Annotated in this window: 14 protein-coding genes; 11 read left to right on the forward strand and 3 right to left on the reverse strand. The window is 62.0% G+C overall.

The window, feature by feature from the left end; genetic code table 11:
• Positions 1-5: 5 nt before the first annotated feature.
• Genes trbE through ACOQOT_RS00660 form a run of 8 tightly spaced genes read left to right on the forward strand, consistent with a single transcriptional unit; the run spans position 6 to position 8,015 of the window.
• The gene (trbE, locus tag ACOQOT_RS00625) at positions 6-2,513 is read left to right on the forward strand and encodes a conjugal transfer protein TrbE (RefSeq protein WP_420560466.1); all 2,508 of its coding nucleotides are present in this window, start codon (positions 6-8) and stop codon (positions 2,511-2,513) included.
• Positions 2,510-3,292 (forward strand): P-type conjugative transfer protein TrbJ, encoded by a 783-nt coding sequence (gene trbJ / locus ACOQOT_RS00630; protein WP_420560467.1) that lies wholly within the window; start codon positions 2,510-2,512, stop codon positions 3,290-3,292. The genes trbE and trbJ overlap by 4 nt, the downstream gene beginning before the upstream one ends.
• A gap of 20 nt (positions 3,293-3,312) precedes the next feature.
• Positions 3,313-3,600: a putative entry exclusion protein TrbK-alt gene (gene trbK-alt / locus ACOQOT_RS00635; RefSeq protein ID WP_035746321.1), complete on the forward strand. Its 288-nt coding sequence runs from the start codon at positions 3,313-3,315 to the stop codon at positions 3,598-3,600.
• Positions 3,601-3,603: 3 nt separating this feature from the next.
• Positions 3,604-4,965 carry a P-type conjugative transfer protein TrbL gene (gene trbL, locus ACOQOT_RS00640; RefSeq protein WP_420560468.1) on the forward strand — a complete coding sequence of 454 codons (1,362 nt, stop codon included), beginning with the start codon at positions 3,604-3,606 and terminating at the stop codon, positions 4,963-4,965.
• Positions 4,962-5,651 carry a conjugal transfer protein TrbF gene (gene trbF / locus ACOQOT_RS00645; protein ID WP_420560469.1) on the forward strand — a complete coding sequence of 230 codons (690 nt, stop codon included), beginning with the start codon at positions 4,962-4,964 and terminating at the stop codon, positions 5,649-5,651. Before trbL ends, trbF begins: the two co-directional genes overlap by 4 nt.
• Positions 5,648-6,661 (forward strand): P-type conjugative transfer protein TrbG, encoded by a 1,014-nt coding sequence (trbG, locus tag ACOQOT_RS00650; protein WP_420560470.1) that lies wholly within the window; start codon positions 5,648-5,650, stop codon positions 6,659-6,661. The genes trbF and trbG overlap by 4 nt, the downstream gene beginning before the upstream one ends.
• A complete protein-coding gene (locus ACOQOT_RS00655) occupies positions 6,658-7,791 on the forward strand; it encodes a TrbI/VirB10 family protein (RefSeq protein WP_420560471.1) in 1,134 nt (377 codons plus the stop codon). Before trbG ends, ACOQOT_RS00655 begins: the two co-directional genes overlap by 4 nt.
• Positions 7,792-7,793: 2 nt before the next feature.
• The gene (locus ACOQOT_RS00660; RefSeq protein WP_020818575.1) at positions 7,794-8,015 is read left to right on the forward strand and encodes a DUF2274 domain-containing protein; all 222 of its coding nucleotides are present in this window, start codon (positions 7,794-7,796) and stop codon (positions 8,013-8,015) included.
• Here ACOQOT_RS00660 and ACOQOT_RS00665 read toward each other — a convergent pair.
• Positions 8,010-8,639, reverse strand: coding sequence for a TetR/AcrR family transcriptional regulator (locus ACOQOT_RS00665; protein ID WP_094540674.1), 630 nt, complete (start codon positions 8,637-8,639; stop codon positions 8,010-8,012). The genes ACOQOT_RS00660 and ACOQOT_RS00665 overlap by 6 nt on opposite strands.
• 207 nt (positions 8,640-8,846) lie before the next feature.
• Between ACOQOT_RS00665 and ACOQOT_RS00670 the strand changes: the two genes are divergently transcribed.
• Entirely contained in the window at positions 8,847-9,818 is a 972-nt protein-coding gene (locus ACOQOT_RS00670; protein ID WP_420560472.1) for a LysR family transcriptional regulator, read from the forward strand.
• A 45-nt stretch (positions 9,819-9,863) separates the two neighbouring features.
• Here the strand turns inward: ACOQOT_RS00670 and ACOQOT_RS00675 are convergent, their stop codons facing one another.
• Positions 9,864-13,574, reverse strand: coding sequence for an AAA family ATPase (locus tag ACOQOT_RS00675; RefSeq protein WP_420560473.1), 3,711 nt, complete (start codon positions 13,572-13,574; stop codon positions 9,864-9,866).
• Between the two features lie 17 nt (positions 13,575-13,591).
• Entirely contained in the window at positions 13,592-14,812 is a 1,221-nt protein-coding gene (gene sbcD, locus ACOQOT_RS00680; RefSeq protein ID WP_420560474.1) for an exonuclease subunit SbcD, read from the reverse strand.
• A gap of 109 nt (positions 14,813-14,921) precedes the next feature.
• Here sbcD and ACOQOT_RS00685 point away from each other — a divergent pair, with 109 nt between their 5' ends.
• Both ACOQOT_RS00685 and ACOQOT_RS00690 read left to right on the forward strand, forming a co-directional pair.
• Positions 14,922-15,824 (forward strand): WYL domain-containing protein, encoded by a 903-nt coding sequence (locus ACOQOT_RS00685; protein ID WP_420560475.1) that lies wholly within the window; start codon positions 14,922-14,924, stop codon positions 15,822-15,824.
• Complete coding sequence (locus tag ACOQOT_RS00690) at positions 15,821-16,423, forward strand: DUF1819 family protein (protein WP_420560476.1); 603 nt, start codon at positions 15,821-15,823, stop codon at positions 16,421-16,423. Before ACOQOT_RS00685 ends, ACOQOT_RS00690 begins: the two co-directional genes overlap by 4 nt.
• Position 16,424 lies beyond the last annotated feature (1 nt).

The raw sequence follows: 16,424 nt of genomic DNA on the forward strand, positions 1-16,424 counted from the left end.
CAGCCATGATGAACCTCACCGAATATCGCCGTACCGCTACCCGCCTCGCGGATTTCCTGCCCTGGGCCGCGCTGGTTGGCTCGGGCGTCGTGCTGAACAAGGACGGCAGTTTCCAGAGGACTGCGAAGTTTCGCGGGCCGGATCTGGATTCGGCTGTTGCCGCCGAACTGGTCGCGGTCGCTGGGCGTATCAACAACGCCGTGCGCCGCCTCGGCTCCGGCTGGTCGATCTTTGTTGAGGCACAACGAAGCGAAGCCGCGACCTATCCCGGCAGCCAATTTCCTGATCCGGCCTCCGCTCTGGTCGATGCCGAGCGCAAAGCTGCCTTCGAGGAAGCGGGCACGCATTTCGTGTCAGGCTACTTCCTGACCTTCCTCTGGCTGCCACCCGCCGAAGATGCGGCTCGCGCCGAGACCTGGCTCTACGAGGGCCGTGAGCAATCCGGCGTCAATCCATGGGAGCTGATGCGCGGCTTCATCGACCGCACCGACCGCGTGCTGGCGCTGCTCGACGGCTTCATGCCCGAATGCCACTGGATCGATGACGCGGGCACGCTGACCTATCTCCATTCCACGATTTCCACGAACCGCCATCGTGTTCGCGTGCCCGAAGTGCCCATGCACCTCGATGCGCTGCTGGCCGATCAGCCGCTGACTGGCGGGTTGGAACCGCGCCTTGGTAACAAGCATCTGCGCGTCCTGACCATTATCGGCTTTCCGACAGCGACCACGCCCGGCCTGCTCGACGAGATGAACCGGCTCGCGTTCCCGTATCGCTGGTCCACCCGCGCCATCCTGATGGACAAGACGGACGCGACGAAACTCCTCACCAAAATCCGCCGTCAATGGTTCGCCAAGAGAAAATCCATCGCCGCGATCCTCAAGGAGGTGATGACCAACGAGCAATCGGCGCTGGTGGACACCGATGCGTCCAACAAGGCGCTCGATGCCGACATGGCCTTGCAGGAACTGGGCGCTGACGTCGCCGGCATGGCCTATGTCACAGCAACCGTCACCGTCTGGGACGCCGACCCCCGTATCGCCGACGAGAAGCTGCGTCTGGTCGAGAAGATCATTCAGGGCCGAGACTTCACGGCCATGCCGGAAACTGTCAATGCCGTCGATGCCTGGCTAGGCTCGATCCCCGGACATGCCTACGCCAATGTCCGGCAGCCGCCGATCTCGACGCTCAACCTCGCCCACATGATCCCTCTATCGGCCGTGTGGGCGGGGCCGGAACGGAACGAACATCTCGGAGCGCCCCCCTTGCTGTACGGCAAGACCGAAGGTTCGACTCCGTTCCGGCTTTCCCTTCATGTCGGCGACGTGGGCCATACCCTCGTCGTCGGCCCGACCGGCGCGGGCAAGTCCGTGCTGCTGGCGCTGATGGCGCTGCAATTTCGCCGCTATGATCGCAGCCAGATTTTCGCTTTCGATTTCGGGGGATCGATCCGGGCATCCGCGCTCGCCATGGGTGGCGACTGGCATGATCTCGGCGGTGGATTGACCGAGGGATCGGAGGTTTCCGTTTCCCTGCAACCGCTGGCGCGGATCGATGATGCCTATGAACGGTCATGGGCCGCTGACTGGATCGCCGCGATCCTGATGCGTGAAGGCATGATCATCACGCCGGAGGTGAAGGAGCACATCTGGACGGCGCTGACATCGCTGGCATCCGCCCCGGCGGGGGAACGGACCATCACCGGCCTTGCCGTGCTGCTGCAATCCAACGATCTGAAACAGGCGTTGCGCCCTTACTGCATTGGCGGCGCCTATGGCCGGTTGCTCGACGCCGAGGCCGAACATCTCGGATCAGCCGATGTACAGGCCTTTGAGATCGAGGGGCTGGTCGGCACTGGGGCTGCGCCTGCCGTCCTGTCCTATCTGTTTCATCGGATCGGCGACCGGCTCGACGGTCGGCCAACCCTGCTCATCATCGACGAAGGCTGGCTGGCGCTCGATGACGAGGGGTTCGTCAACCAGCTGCGCGAATGGCTGAAGACACTCAGGAAGAAGAACGCTTCCGTCATCTTCGCCACGCAATCGCTCTCGGACATTGACGGCAGCAATATCGCGCCCGCCATCATCGAAAGCTGCCCGACGCGGCTGCTTCTCCCGAATGAACGCGCCATCGAGCCGCAGATCACGGCAATCTACCGCCGCTTCGGCCTCAATGACCGGCAAATCGAGATCCTCGCGCGGGCCACGCCAAAGCGGGACTATTACTGCCAATCGCGGCGCGGCAATCGCCTGTTCGAGCTTGGCCTCAGCGAAGTCGGCCTCGCGCTCTGCGCCGCATCATCCAAATCCGATCAGACCCGTATCGCCGAACTCGTCGCCGAGCATGGGCAGGACGGTTTTCTCGCGGCCTGGCTGCGCCATCGCGGCGTCGAATGGGCCGTCGATCTGATCCCGAACCTCACCAATCTTGTCGAACGGACAGAGCCCGCTCGGCCGGTCGCGCCAGACCAAATCCATCCAGATGACAGCCAAGAAAAGGAGACCCTGCCATGATCCGTATCCCCGTTTCCCGATATGTCAGTGCATCCGTGCTGGCGCTGACGCTCGCCATGCCTGTTGCACTGTCGCCCATGCTGGCAAGCCCCGCTCACGCTTTTGGCTTCGGCCGCATCGTCTATGATCCGACCAACTATGCGCAGAACCTTCTGACTGCCGCACGTACGCTGGAGCAGATCAACCACCAGATCACCTCGCTTCAGAATGAAGCGCAGATGCTCATCAATCAGGCGAAGAATCTCGCCAGTCTGCCATATTCCTCGCTCCAGACTTTGCAGCAGAATGTCCAGCGCACGCAGCAGCTTCTGGCCCAGGCGCAGAACATTGCCTTCGACGTGCAGAACGTCGATCAAATGTTCCAACAGAAATACGGAAAGGTTTCGCTGTCCGCGACCGACGCCCAGCTCGTCGCCGATGCGCGGTCCCGCTGGCAGAATACGGTCGGCGGTTTGCAGGACGCCATGCGCGTGCAGGCTGGTGTCGTCGGAAATATCGACACCAACCGCGCTGAAATGTCCGCCCTTGTCGGGCAGAGCCAGAACGCCACCGGCGCGTTACAGGCGACACAGGCGGGCAATCAGCTTCTCGCGCTCCAGTCGCAGCAGCTTTCCGACCTGATCGCGCTGATGTCCGCCAATGGTCGCTCCGAAGCCCTGATCGAAGCCGAGCGTGCCACCGCCGCCGAACAAGGCCGCATCCAGCGCGAGCGCTTTCTGACGCCGGGATCGGGCTATCAGCCCGGCAATGCCCAGATGTTCGGCAACGGCAACAACTGACCGGACAGGAGGGGCGCGACATGGACGGCAAGATGCTGGCCCGGCTGGGCGCGATCATATTCGTGGCCATCGCCATCACCGCGACGGTGATCGAAATGACACGCGAGGACGAACCAGCACAGCCCCGCGCGGCGCCGGCGCTTCAGGCGCCTGCCGATCCGCTGCGCCAGAGCCTGCGCCACTGCCAGCAGTTAGGCGAGGCCGCCGTGAACGATCCCGGCTGCCTCGCCACCTGGGCCGAGAACCGCGACCGGTTCCTCGGCCGGACGCCGGTGCCCGCCGCCCCGCATCAGAACGGGGGACAGTGAACCATGGGCGGCACCGGCGTCATCGACAACTTTCTGGGTGTTTTCACCAGTTACATCGACAGCGGCTTCGGCCTGCTTGGCGGCGAGGTCGCCTTCATCGCCACCACCCTGATCGTCATCGACGTGACGCTCGCGGCACTGTTCTGGTCCTGGGGTGCGGATGACGACATCATCGCCCGGCTGGTCAAGAAGACGCTCTTCGTCGGGGTCTTCGCATACCTGATCGGCAACTGGAACAATCTCGCCCAGATCATCTTCGACAGCTTCGCCGGTCTTGGCCTGAAAGGTTCGGGCACTAGCTTTTCCGCCGCCGATCTGCTGCGGCCCGGCAAGGTGGCGCAGACTGGCCTCGATGCCGGTCGCCCGCTGCTCGAATCCATCTCGGACATGATGGGTTATTGGTCGTTTTTCGAGAACTTCATCCAGATCGCTTGCCTGATGTTCGCCTGGGCGCTGGTACTGCTGGCCTTCTTCATTCTCGCCGTGCAGCTCTTCGTCACGCTGATCGAGTTCAAGCTGACCACGCTGGCGGGCTTTGTCCTTATTCCCTTCGGCCTCTTCGGCAAGACCGCCTTCATGGCCGAGCGCGTTCTTGGCAATGTCGTCTCCTCCGGCATCAAGGTGCTGGTGCTCGCCGTCATCATCGGCATCGGCTCGACATTGTTCTCGCAGTTTACGGCCGGTTTCGGCGGCGTGACGCCGACCATCGACGACGCCATGGCGATCGTGCTGGCCGCACTTTCCCTTCTCGGCCTCGGCATCTTCGGTCCCGGCATCGCTTCCGGTCTGGTTTCTGGCGGCCCGCAGCTTGGCGCAGGTGCAGCAGTTGGAACCGGTCTCGCCGCTGGCGGCATGATGCTTGCTGGCGGCGCTGCCGCAGGCATGGCCGCGAAGGGAGGGGCAGCGGCGCTGTCGGGTGGAGCTGCTGCCGTCCGTGGCGGTGCTGCTGCCGCAGGTGCGGCGAGCGCCGCCTATAGTGTCGGATCGCTCGGCCAGTCAGGGGCTGCCGGTGTTGCCTCCGGCCTCGGCGGTGTTGCCCGCGCGGCAGGCTCAGCCGCAGCATCGCCCCTGAAGCGGACGGCATCGAAAGCAGCGGAAAGCGCCAAATCCAGCTTCTCCGATGGCGCGCGCGCCGGGCTCGGCGTCACCGGTGGATCGTCCTCGCAGGGAGCCATTGGTGGTGCGAGCGTGGCCGGTGCCGCACCCGCCTCCGCACCGGCGGGCGGACCGCCTGCATGGGCGCAGCAGATGCACCGCCGCCAGGCGCTCAATCACGGCACGACCATGGCCGCCCATGCCGTCCGCTCCGGTGACAGCCACGGCGGCGGCTCTTCCGTCAACATTTCCGAAAGTGACCGCTCATGAACATCTTCAGACGTCCAGCGACCCATTACGGCAAATCGCCCGAACCCGAGACGCCTTACCAGAAAGCCGCGCAAGTCTGGGACGAGCGTATTGGCACGGCTCGCGCGCAGGCCAAGAACTGGCGCTATATGGCCTTCGGCTCACTGATCCTCTCGGCGGGCTTCGCTGCCGCGCTCGTTCTGCAATCGGCGCGAGGGACCGTCGTGCCCTGGGTGGTGCAGGTCGATAATCTCGGCCAGGCCCAGACCGTCGCCTCAGCCACGGCCGATTACCGTCCGACCGATCCGCAGATCGCCTTCCATCTCGGCCGCTTCATCGAGCAGACGCGCTCGATCCCGGCGGACGCCATCATCGTGCGCCAGAACTGGCTGCGCGCCTATGAGTTCACCACAGATAGGGGAGCGGCCGCGCTCAACGACTATGCCCGCGCCAACGATCCGTTCACCCGTGTCGGCCGCCAGCAGATCGCAGTCGAGGTTTCCAGCGTCATCCGCGCCTCGAACGACAGCTTCCGAGTCGCCTGGACCGAGCGCCACTACGAGAACGGGCAGCTTTCCACGACCGAGCGCTGGACCGCGATCCTGACCATCGTGATCCAGACTCCGCGCGATGCCGAGCGTCTGCGCGCCAATCCGCTCGGCATCTACGTCAATGCAATTTCATGGTCGCGGGAGATGAGCCAATGACCATCGCGTCTTCCCGCAATTCCGCCCTGCCGGTTTTCCGAAAACCCGCCTTCGCGGCTTTGTTGCTTTCGGCCACCATGCTGGCAGGCTGCGCCACCAACAAGACGCCGCAGTTCAGCTATGATGCCGATGTGCCGGCGTTGCCCGTCGTGCCGACCGCTGTCACCGATGACCGGCCTCGGCCGCTTCACACGCCGCCGGCCTGGACGGTCGCACGCGGCGGTACTGCTGCCGGAACACCGGCAGGCCGCGTCGAGAACGCCAATGCCGCCGCCCGCGTCGAGCCGCGCCGCGAGGGTTACTATAACGCCATCCAGATCTATCCCTGGTCGGAAGGCGCGCTCTATCAGGTCTATGCAGCACCAGGACAGATCACCAATATCGCGCTGGAGCCGGGCGAAAGCCTAACCGGCGCGGGACCGATCGCGGCGGGAGACACCGCCCGCTGGATCATTGGCGATACCGAGAGCGGGAGCGGTACGTCGCGCCGGGTCCATATTCTCGTCAAACCATCCCGATCCGACATCTCAACCAATCTCGTGGTGACGACCGATCGGCGCACCTACATGATCGAGCTGCGCGCCCGTGAGGCGCTCTACATGCCATCCGTATCCTGGTCTTATCCGGCGCTGCCTGCCGGTCAGCGCCAGACCGTTCCGGCAGCACCCATGATCCCGGTCGAGGCGGCACGCAACTATCGTTACGGCCTGACCCGAGATACTCCGCCATGGCGGCCGATTTCCGTCTTCGATGATGGCCGCCGTGTCTATGTCGTTTTCCCGCGCGGCATCGTGCAGGGAGAGATGCCACCGATTTTCGTCATCGGTTCCGAGGGCGAGACCCAGATCGTCAATTCCCGTGTTCACCAGAACATCTTGATCGTCGATCGGCTGTTCGGAGCGGCTGAGCTGCGTCTTGGTAGCGGCAAGCAGCAGCAGACGGTCAGGATCGTTCGCATCGAGCAAAGGCAAGCTGCCCAGCCCGCTAAAGCCGGAGAGCAACCGTCATGAGTGAAGAGGCTACCACCAACCCAACGCCGATGCGTCTGCGTGCCGAGCCGCCGCGCGTCACGCGCCTGTCGCGCAAGATGCTGGCCGGTGCCGGAGCTGTTGCGCTCCTCGGCATCGGCGGGGCGCTGATCTATGCGCTCCAGACGCGCGACATGAGCGGAAACGGTGAAGAACTCTATTCGACCGAGAACCGCGCCACGGCAGATGGACTGGCGGGGCTGCCGAAGGATTATACCGGGCCGGTCTTGGGGCCGGCATTGCCGGGCGATCTCGGTGGCCCGATCCTCGACGCCCAGAACAGGGGGCAACCCGTTACGCCGCCCACTATGGCAACACCAACCCGTGATCCTGCCGAGGAGCGACGTCTTGCCGAGGAAGAAGCCGCACGTCTTAGCACCGTGTTCTTCCAGTCGGGGCAGAGATCAGCGACGACGCCTGGCTCCAATATGCCGGGCCTTGCTGGCCTTGACCTTGGTGGCCAGCCCGCAACACAGGACCGCCACACGGCATTTCTGAATGGGCCGGTGGAACGGCAGACCGTTGCCATGGATCGGATCATGGCGCCAGCCTCGCCCTACATCCTTCAGGCAGGGGCCGTAATCCCGGCGGCGATGATTACCGGCATCCGCTCGGACCTTCCCGGCCAGATCACCGCGCAGGTCACGGAAAATGTCTATGACAGCCCGACCGGCAGCCTGCTCCTGATCCCGCAGGGAACGCGCATCATCGGTCAGTATGACGCCGGGGTGCAATTCGGTCAGCGCCGCGTGCTGCTGGTCTGGAACCGCCTGATCCTGCCCAATGGCCGCTCCATCGTGCTGGAGCGCCAGCCCGGTGCGGACGCTTCCGGCTATGCCGGGCTGGAAGATGGCGTTGATTACCACTGGTGGGATCTGATGAAGGCGGCGGGGCTGTCCACGCTGCTCGGCATCGGCACGGAACTGGCGACCGACGACGAGGATCGTCTGATTCGCGCTATCCGCGACGGAGCGCAGGATACCATCAATCAGGCCGGGCAACAGATCGTCCAGCGCCAGTTGCAGGTCTCGCCGACCCTGACGATCCGGCCGGGCTACCCGGTCAGGGTCATCGTTATCCGCGATCTCGTACTCGAACCTTACAGGAACTGACCATGACGAAGCTGAAACTCGGCCCCCTCATCGAAGACAAGCCCGTGAAGGTGACCGTGGAACTGCCGGGGCCGCTGCATCGCGATCTTGTCGCCTATGCCGAAGTGCTGGCTCGCGAAACCGGCCAGCCAGCTGCCGATCCTGTCAGGCTGATTGTGCCGATGTTGGAACGGTTCATCGCCACGGATCGGGGTTTTGCCAGTGCCCGAAGATCGCGCTCATGAGGTGCTGCGCGATTCATGGCGCGTCGCGGCGATGATTTCCATGAGCGTGTCGACGGCCTCGCGCGCCGCGTTCCATTTAACGGACTGGTCCATTTCCCGGTTCTGAAGGGTGAGGCTCACCGCGCCATGTACCGTTGACCAGAACATGAAGCTGTAGCGGCTAAGATCCATGCCGGGCAAAAAACCTTGGTCCTGAGAGCAGCGAAGTCCCGTCAGCAATAGATTTAGTATCTGTCTTCCAGCTGCGCCCGACCATGGATCATCGCTGCCTCCGAGTCGTGGCGGCGGTGTGAACATCAGCCGGTACAGCGTGGGGCTTTCCAGTGCAAAGCGGACATAGGCATAGCTGCCATCACGCAAATAGCCGAATGGATTGCCGCGCATCTGTTCGAAGACGGCCAGCTTTTCTCTGTAGAGCCGGTTGAACCCTTCTTCCCGAACGGCGCGCAGCAAGGCGCTCTTGTTGCGGAAATGGCCGTAAAGCGCTGGTGCTGTGCAACCGATGGCATGCGCGACCGCAGTCAGCGGTACGTCGAGGTCGCCACGCTCTGACAGCAGCCGGATCGTTTCGTCGATCGCACGACGAGCAATATCAAGTTCTTGCTCTTTCCGGGGACGGGCCATTCCGATGCCTGTTGCAACTTGTCGTAAAAACTAAACGACATTTACTTTTTTCGTTGACGGCTTGGATGTCAAGAAGCAGCATTCTGTAACTAAACGTCGTTTAGTTTGAGGATGTGCGGAGAGCCGATGAACGCACACAGATCGATTTTCGCGCTGATGATGGCGGGGTGCCCGTCAGAAACCGAACGCTGTTTCGGATGATGCACCATGGCTGTGATCGGAAACAATCAGACCTCGCCTGATGATAGCCTCACAAAGGTCGTTGAGGGGAAACCCGGCACATCTGCGGTCCGGCTGAACCAGTTGCGATATTTTGTTGCCGCCGTTGATTATGGGAGTTTTCGCAAGGCTGCTGCCGCGCTTTCTGTGCAGGAATCCTCCATCAGCCGACGAATCCGTGATCTCGAAGATGAACTCGGGGCGTCGCTTTTCATGCGTCATGCTGGTGGGGTGCGGCTGACCGTTGCCGGGCGGGAATTCCTGCGCAACGCCCGCCATGCGCTTCGTCAGATCGACATCGGGGTGACCAAGGTGGCAGCGGTTGGCCGGGCGGAACAAGGCCTTATCAAGGTCGGGATATTTTCATCTCTCGCGTCAGGATTTCTGTTCGATCTGCTGCGTGATTTTGGGGAGCGTCACCCGAAGGTGCATGTAGACATCATTGATGGCAATCCACCTGAACACGTCGCTGCAGTGCGCAAACTTTGCCTGGATGTCGCGTTCATCACCGGAACGGCGGCCTGGGATGACTGTGAGGCCGAGCATATGTGGTGCGAAAAGGTTTTCGTGGTGCTGCCCGATGATCACCCGTTGGCGAACAAACCCGAACTTGGATGGGCCGATTTGGCATCCGAGCAGTTCATCGTGAGCGATGTTGCGCCGGGACAGGAGATCCATGACTATTTGGTGGCCCATCTTGCCGGCCTCGGACGCGGTCTCGACATTCAATCGCAGCAGGTCGGCCGCGACAATATTCTATCGCTTGTCGCTCTCGGTCGAGGCCTCACTCTGACGAGCGAAGCGACGACCGTCGCGCAGTTTCCGGGGGTCACCTATCGGGAACTTGCGGGTGAGATCCTGCCGTTCAGCATGGTCTGGTCTGCCCAAAACGATAATCCGGCATGTCGACGGTTGATGAGCTTGGCTCGCTCGATGACAGGTTTTTCCGGGAGGAAATAGGGTTTAAGGGCCTGTTCGGTCGGAGGCGCCGGGCCGCTGCTCACCTCAACCCTGGCAGACCTCGATGGCGCTTTTCCCGCCCCCCTGTTTGTGCACGGCGATTCGGGTGGGGATGCGCTCCTTCATGGCCTCGACATGGCTAATGACACCGACCTGACGGCCCTGGGATTGCAGGCTTTCCAGTGCATCAATAGCCAGGTCCAGGCTGCCTGCGTCGAGTGATCCGAACCCCTCGTCGATGAATAATGTCGCCGCGAGACCACCTTTGCCGCCCATTCGCGAAAGGGCGAGCGCAAGGGCGAGCGACACCAGGAAGCGCTCGCCGCCTGAAAGGCTACGCGTGGCACGGGCCTCGCCGCCCATGTCGCAATCTTCGACCTGCAGTGCGAGATCAGCCGCGCGGCGCAGACGGTAACGCGGATTGAGGTCCGACAGATGGTGGTTGGCGTGATCGACCAACACGTCCAGCGTGATGGATTGCGCGACCCTGGCAAATTTGTCCCCACTGCGAGAGCCCGCTGCGTGGTTTACAGCCTCCCAGATATCCAGTTCGGAGCGAGCTTGGGCAATTTCCACCTCCAGCCCGGCAAGCGCGGTCCGCGCTGCAATATCGCGTTGGAGTTCCCCGTCGATTGCCCCGATCCTTTCAGCGCGCGTCTGGTTGGCGGCATCCAGCACCGAAAGTGCCTCTGCCAGAGCCTCGGGTGGATCTTCGGGCAGGCCAGCAGCTTCAGCGTCGGTGTGATCTTTGCGCCGAGAGTCCAAAGTGGCGCGAGCCGAAGTGACGGAATCGTCGAGTGCACGAAGCCGTTGACGCAAGTTGGCGACGTCCGTTGCCGGGAGACCAAAAAGAGTGTCCAGATCAGCCGGGGCCAGATCCGTGCTGGCCAATGCCTCGGCAAGCGCCGACTGTGCGATTTCCTGCGCCTGATTTGCGCCCGTCATTTCAGTAGCAGCGGCCTCGGCCTTGGCGCGAGCAGCGGCCCAGGCAGCCGTAGCTTCCGCCAGAGCATTTCGGGCCGCATCCAGTGCGGCAGCAGCGCCTTTGCGTGCTTCGTTGTGACGGGTACGATGCGTGGCAGTAACTTCGCCGCCTAAAAGAGGTGCACGTTCGTCCTGGAGGGTCTGCAGCGTATTCAATCGAGCCGTGACAGCTTCATTCGCTTCGCCAAACTGTTTTGCGGCGTTTTCAGACCGGCTTTCCGCCTTTGCAAGCTGGGGCGCCAACGCGACAAGTGTGGCCGAGTTGCTATCACGAACCTTGCGTAGCTGGGTGACTTCCGCGACCCGGCTTTCCAACCGACCCGACAGACCGGGAATGGCCAGGTTTTCTCCTACCTGCTCCAGAATCGGAGAAATCGCGGTAGCATGACGAAGACTCTCCGCTTCAGCGGTTTCGGCTGCACGCAGGTCCAGCATTTGAAGGCTGGTGGCATTGGCAAGCTCGCCGTTCCAAGTTTCGCGCGCGGAGGTATGACCGGCAATGATCTTGCGCAAACCTTCGCGCTGGCTGGTCGTGCTGGCCAGTGAGTTCCGCAGTCTGGAAAGTTCCACTTGAGCTGCAGCTTCGGCTTGCCGAGCGGTTTCTGTCGTATCCAGCAAAGTGGCGAGATATGCGCGATCTTCGCCGGGTTCCTTGGGCAGAGCGGGGCAATTTGGTACGGCCAAGGCCCGGTTGTATGCATCCTGCCAATGAGCCCATGTGGTGGCTATCATCGCTTCGGCTGTCTGCGCATTCTTTCCGGCTTGTTCCAACTCTCCCTGTGCACGATCCTGAGCGCGCAGTGCCGCGGCCTGTTCATTGCGAGCATTCTCGACGGCTGCGCGTGCCGCAGCCAGGTCGGCGCGTAGCCCTGCGGCCAGCTCGGCCAGTGCGTTATCGGCATGCGTTTGATGTTCGGGGGATCCGCAAACCGGGCATGGCTCTCCCGGCTCGAGCCGCAAGCGCAGTTCTCGCGCGGCATCTGACGCCGCCATGTCAGCGCGTTCGGTGGGGGCGATTAGGGCCGTGACCTGCGCGTTCGCAGTTGTCATGGCCTCGGCAGCAGCGCCTGCTTGGGCTTTGGCAGTGGCTAGGGCCTCTTTTGCAGCTTCGGCGGTTTTTTCTGCCGCCGCAAAATCTGATCGAGCAGAACCGTGCTCCTGCTCGGCGCGGCGCATATCTGCAAGGGCAGTGGCAAACGTCTGAAGTTCACTTCCTCTTTCCGGCGGATGAGTAGTCTCGAGTGTGCGGAGGCGGTCTGCCAGATTGGCGGCTTCGTTGGTCAGCCTGACTTCATCTGTCGCGTCGGTTTCGGTCCGGTTGGCGAGTTCGGCCAATGCGACGGTCAATCGCTCGATCTCAGCCCGATGAGTTCCGCTGTCGCTCCTTGCCCGTGTCAGGGCGGACTGCGCTTCGTCATGCGCCACAATATGCTGGCGGATTTGCAACCAGTTATCGGCCAATGCACAATCAGAGGAACGTTCGGCGAGTTCCGCTTCAGTCGCCTGCAAAGTTTCGCGGGCTTTGGAATCATCTTGCTGCAAGGCCTGAAATGCAATCCGGGCCTGCTCGGCTTCTTGTTCCAATGCCTCAGCTTGCGAGCGGGAAGTTTCCAGCTCAGTCGTGGCGGACGTGATACGGCTGTCGAGCGCGGCGGCCTGATCCCAGAGCGGGCCAAATATCTTGAACTCATTCTCGCGGGATGTGTGTTCGGCCTCCGCCTGCCGGGTCACTTCCTGAAGCGCATTGGCTTTCGCGGCAGTGTCGTTGGAAAATTCGGTGGTTGCCGCTACCGAGCTGGTAGCATTGCCTACTCGATCCTTGGCATCTCGCAGGGTTTGCCATTGAGCGCGCAGTGGGATTGCCTGGTCAATACGGGCAAGTTGTGCGCGATCAACACTGGCATCGCCCTGACTTGTCAAAGCCTGTTCGAGCGCGGCCTCAGCGAGTCCGACTTGCCGGGACGTTTCAGCATATCGGGTATGGCGTGCCAAGGCATCCTTGAGGGTCTTGGCCTCTGCGCCTGCTGCCTGATTGGCTTCGGTTATGACAAGCCGTTCGGCCTCCAGTGCCGCACGGTCCTCATCCGTCAATATCTGATGGCCCTCGCGCCGCTGGACCAGCGCCCCATGCGTCTGACGGGCGGCCTCGGTCCGTTCATAGATTCGCGATGATACCGCTCGGTACAGCCCAGTGCCCGTCACTTTCTCCAACAGGCCCGCGCGATCATTGGTGTCGGCGCGAAGAAAGGCATCGAAGTCGCCTTGAGCGAGCAAGACAGTGCGGCGAAACTCGTCGTAGGAAAAGCCGGTCAGCGCGGTGATTTGGTCGCTGACGATTGTGATCTGGCTGGCTAGTACCTGCCCGTCAGAGACCCGGGCCAGTGAGCGCGAGACGTTCTGTAATTGCCCGTCGACCTTATCGCGGGCGCGGCGCGCCTGCCAGCGCGCGACATAATCCTGTCCGTCGCGAGCGGTGAAACGAACCTCGGCCCAACCCTGGGCGGCGCCCCGACGCAAGATGGCACGGGAATCGCGCGCCTTGATCGCCTTTCCGGACGGATCGGGGACTTCGTCGCCCGCGGATCCTGCCAGGCGCGGGGCATCGCCATAAAGCGCCAGGCACATGGCGTCTAGGATTGAGGATTTGCCCGCCCCTGTCTCACCGGTGATGACGAAGAGACCAGCGCCCGCCAATGGTGCTGCGGTGAAGTCGATAGCGAATGGCTGGGCAAGGCTTGCGATGTTCTGGCCCGAAATGGAGAGGATGCGCATGGGATCAGAACTCAGCTTCAGATTTCGGACAAGGCATCGCGGAAGGCGGCAAGATGCGCCGTGTCCGGATTGACACCGTGGGATTGGTTGAATGCCATCAAGAATAAATCCTCCGGCGAGGTGTCTGCCAGGTGCGGCGGCGGTGTTTCGGGCGTGCCTTCGGCCTCAGACCGCGCAATCGTCAGGCCAGCAAGCCGAACGGGAAGTGCCTCAATCAGCGCTTCGGCCTCGGCTGCGATCTGAGTTACCGGCCTGTCTGCAATGAGGGACAGATAGATAAACGGTTGCGCGTCGCGCGGCGTCTCGGATTGCAGGTCTAAAGCATTCAGGGCTGAGGCAACTTCCGCCAGCGGCGCGACGCCCGTGGCTGGCAGGCGGTGCATTGGGACGGGCCGAGGCAGAGGGATGTGTCGGGGCGCGAACCCATCGTCGAGATCGAGCAGCGTGACACCATGATCATAGCCGATTTCGGCGGCGGACATTGGGAAGGGTGAACCGGAATAACGCACCCTGCCGCCGTCAAGCGATTGCGGCCGGTGTAAATGGCCAAGGGCAACATACGACAGGGCTGGCGGGAAGATGTCAGGCGGCACCGCATGCTCGCCGCCGATGAGAATGCGTCGTTCCGCCCCTTCGGATTCTAGGCCACCCGAACAGGTAAGATGCCCCATGGCAATGATTGGTAGTCCGCCCGCTTGCGTCTCTGCGGCATCCGACATCGCCAGATGTAATGCGCGAACCGCGGCGGTAACGGCGGACTCGGCGCCACCGGTCGCCCCGAGTTGCAGCCCCGGCAGGTCAGCCTGTCTGAGGAAGGGCACAGCCAACACGTGCGCGCGGACCGTTCCGGTGTTGTCACACAAGGGAATAAGATGGCGCTGCAAATCTACATCCGCAGCATCGCGTCGCAACGTGCCGAGCACATGTACGCCAAGCTCGTTCAGGACGGCCTCGGGCGCCTCAAGCCGCTGCGCCGGATCATGGTTGCCTGCCGTTATCACGATTTGCAGCCGGGGATTTACACGCAAAAACCCGGCGATCGCGGCATAAAGCATACGCTGCGCTTCACCTGACGGATTGATGCCATCGAACACATCGCCGGCAATCAGGAGCGCGTCGACGCCCTCTGTGACAATCACATCGCGCAGAGCGTCACAGAAGACCTGATGTTCATACTCGCGCGACCAGCCATTCAGGGTTTGACCGATGTGCCAGTCAGCAGTGTGCAGAATTCGCATCAGGTCTCCCCCAGGCTTGACAGTTGGATGCATGTCAGAATAAAAAATATACGGGCATCGCAAGATTGTCCATATATTTTATATCCTTGTGAGCGCGACGGGACGAACAATGTTGAAATGGGGTGTCGAGAGGCGGCTGGAGTTCATCGAATTCCGCCTGTTCTGGGAGGGGGGTGTCAATCGCTCTGACCTGATCGATACGTTTGGCGTTTCGGTTCCGCAGGCATCAAAGGATTTGACCCATTATCAGGAACGGGCCCCGCTGAACGCGGTCTATGACAAAAGCGCTCGCCGCTACGTAGCCGGGCCGGAATTTCGGCCGGTGTTCCTTGATCCGGATCCGGATGCCTATCTCATGCGGCTGCGCTCGATGGCGGAAGGTTTCGCCGAGCCAGGCTCGAACTGGCTTTCCACCCCGCCTGATATGGATATCGCACTTTCTTTGCGCCGTAAGATCGATACCGAAGTTCTGCGTTCAGTTCTGTCGGCAGTGCGAGATGAAAGGTCGCTCAAGCTTTACTATCAATCCATGAACCGCGATCGACCCGATCCGGCATGGCGGCGGATCACCCCCCATGCCTTTGGCTTTGATGGTCTGCGCTGGCATGTTCGGGCCTGGTGCCATGAAACGGCTCGGTTTAAGGATTTCCTGCTTTCGCGCGTCCTTGGACACGGCGAGTTCGGTGAGCCGGGTGCCGGTGCGGCTCAGGACAGGCTGTGGCAAGAATCATTCGACATCGTCATTGTGCCGCATCCCGAACTGTCGGCCGGTCAGCAGGCGGTGGTCGCGAAGGACTACAACATGGTGGATGGGCGCGCTGTGCTGACAGTTCGCTATGCCATGTTGTTCTATGTGCTCAAGCGGCTGGGGCTCCTTGAAGGGGCAAGGCTGCGAGACCCCCGGACCCAGCATATCGTTGCAGCAGACGAACAGGAGGTTGCCGCCGCCCTTGAGCGTGCGCAGCATGAGTTCGATGACGCTGACAGGGCAAGCGGGGTCGCGCCCCGATGATGTCTGCCGTACCGAAATACCGGATGTCCTTTGGTGTGGGCGGGCTCATGCTCAATGAGAGCCTCGCGATTGCGCAAGACTATCGGCCCGGTGAGAGCTGGGTGTCTGCTCGTGAGCGCTTGCTGGCCCAGGGCGCGTCATCCTTGCCCAAACTGGCCTCGCAAACCCGGACGCTTCGTGAAGTGTACGACCGGATAGGTCATCTCTCGGATGCCGAACGCGATTACCTGTCGGCAGAGGCTGACCGCGCTGAACAGCAGGCAATGGTGTGGCTGGCGGTCTGCCGGACCTATCGCTTTGTATACGAATTCGCAGTCGAGGTGATCAGCGAACGCTACCAATCATGGCGGCTTGACCTGGGTCATGAGGTTTTTGACCGCTTTCTCGCGGAGAAGGCCGAGAGTGATCCTGGCATCGCTGAGCTTTCAGCTTCAACCTGTGCGAAATTGCGTCAGGTCCTGTTTCGGATATTGCGTGAAGCTGGCTTGAGAAGTGTCGAGGGCAGAATTCAGCCGATCTGGTTGTCGGGGCGCATGAAGCGGCTGATTGAGGAGAGTAATCCGGCGGACTTGCGGGTCTTTCCCGGAAATGGGGGGTAAT

Origin of the sequence: Tepidicaulis sp., from assembly GCF_965222285.1 — a bacterium.
In the GTDB taxonomy this organism is placed as follows: Bacteria; Pseudomonadota; Alphaproteobacteria; order Parvibaculales; family Parvibaculaceae; genus Tepidicaulis.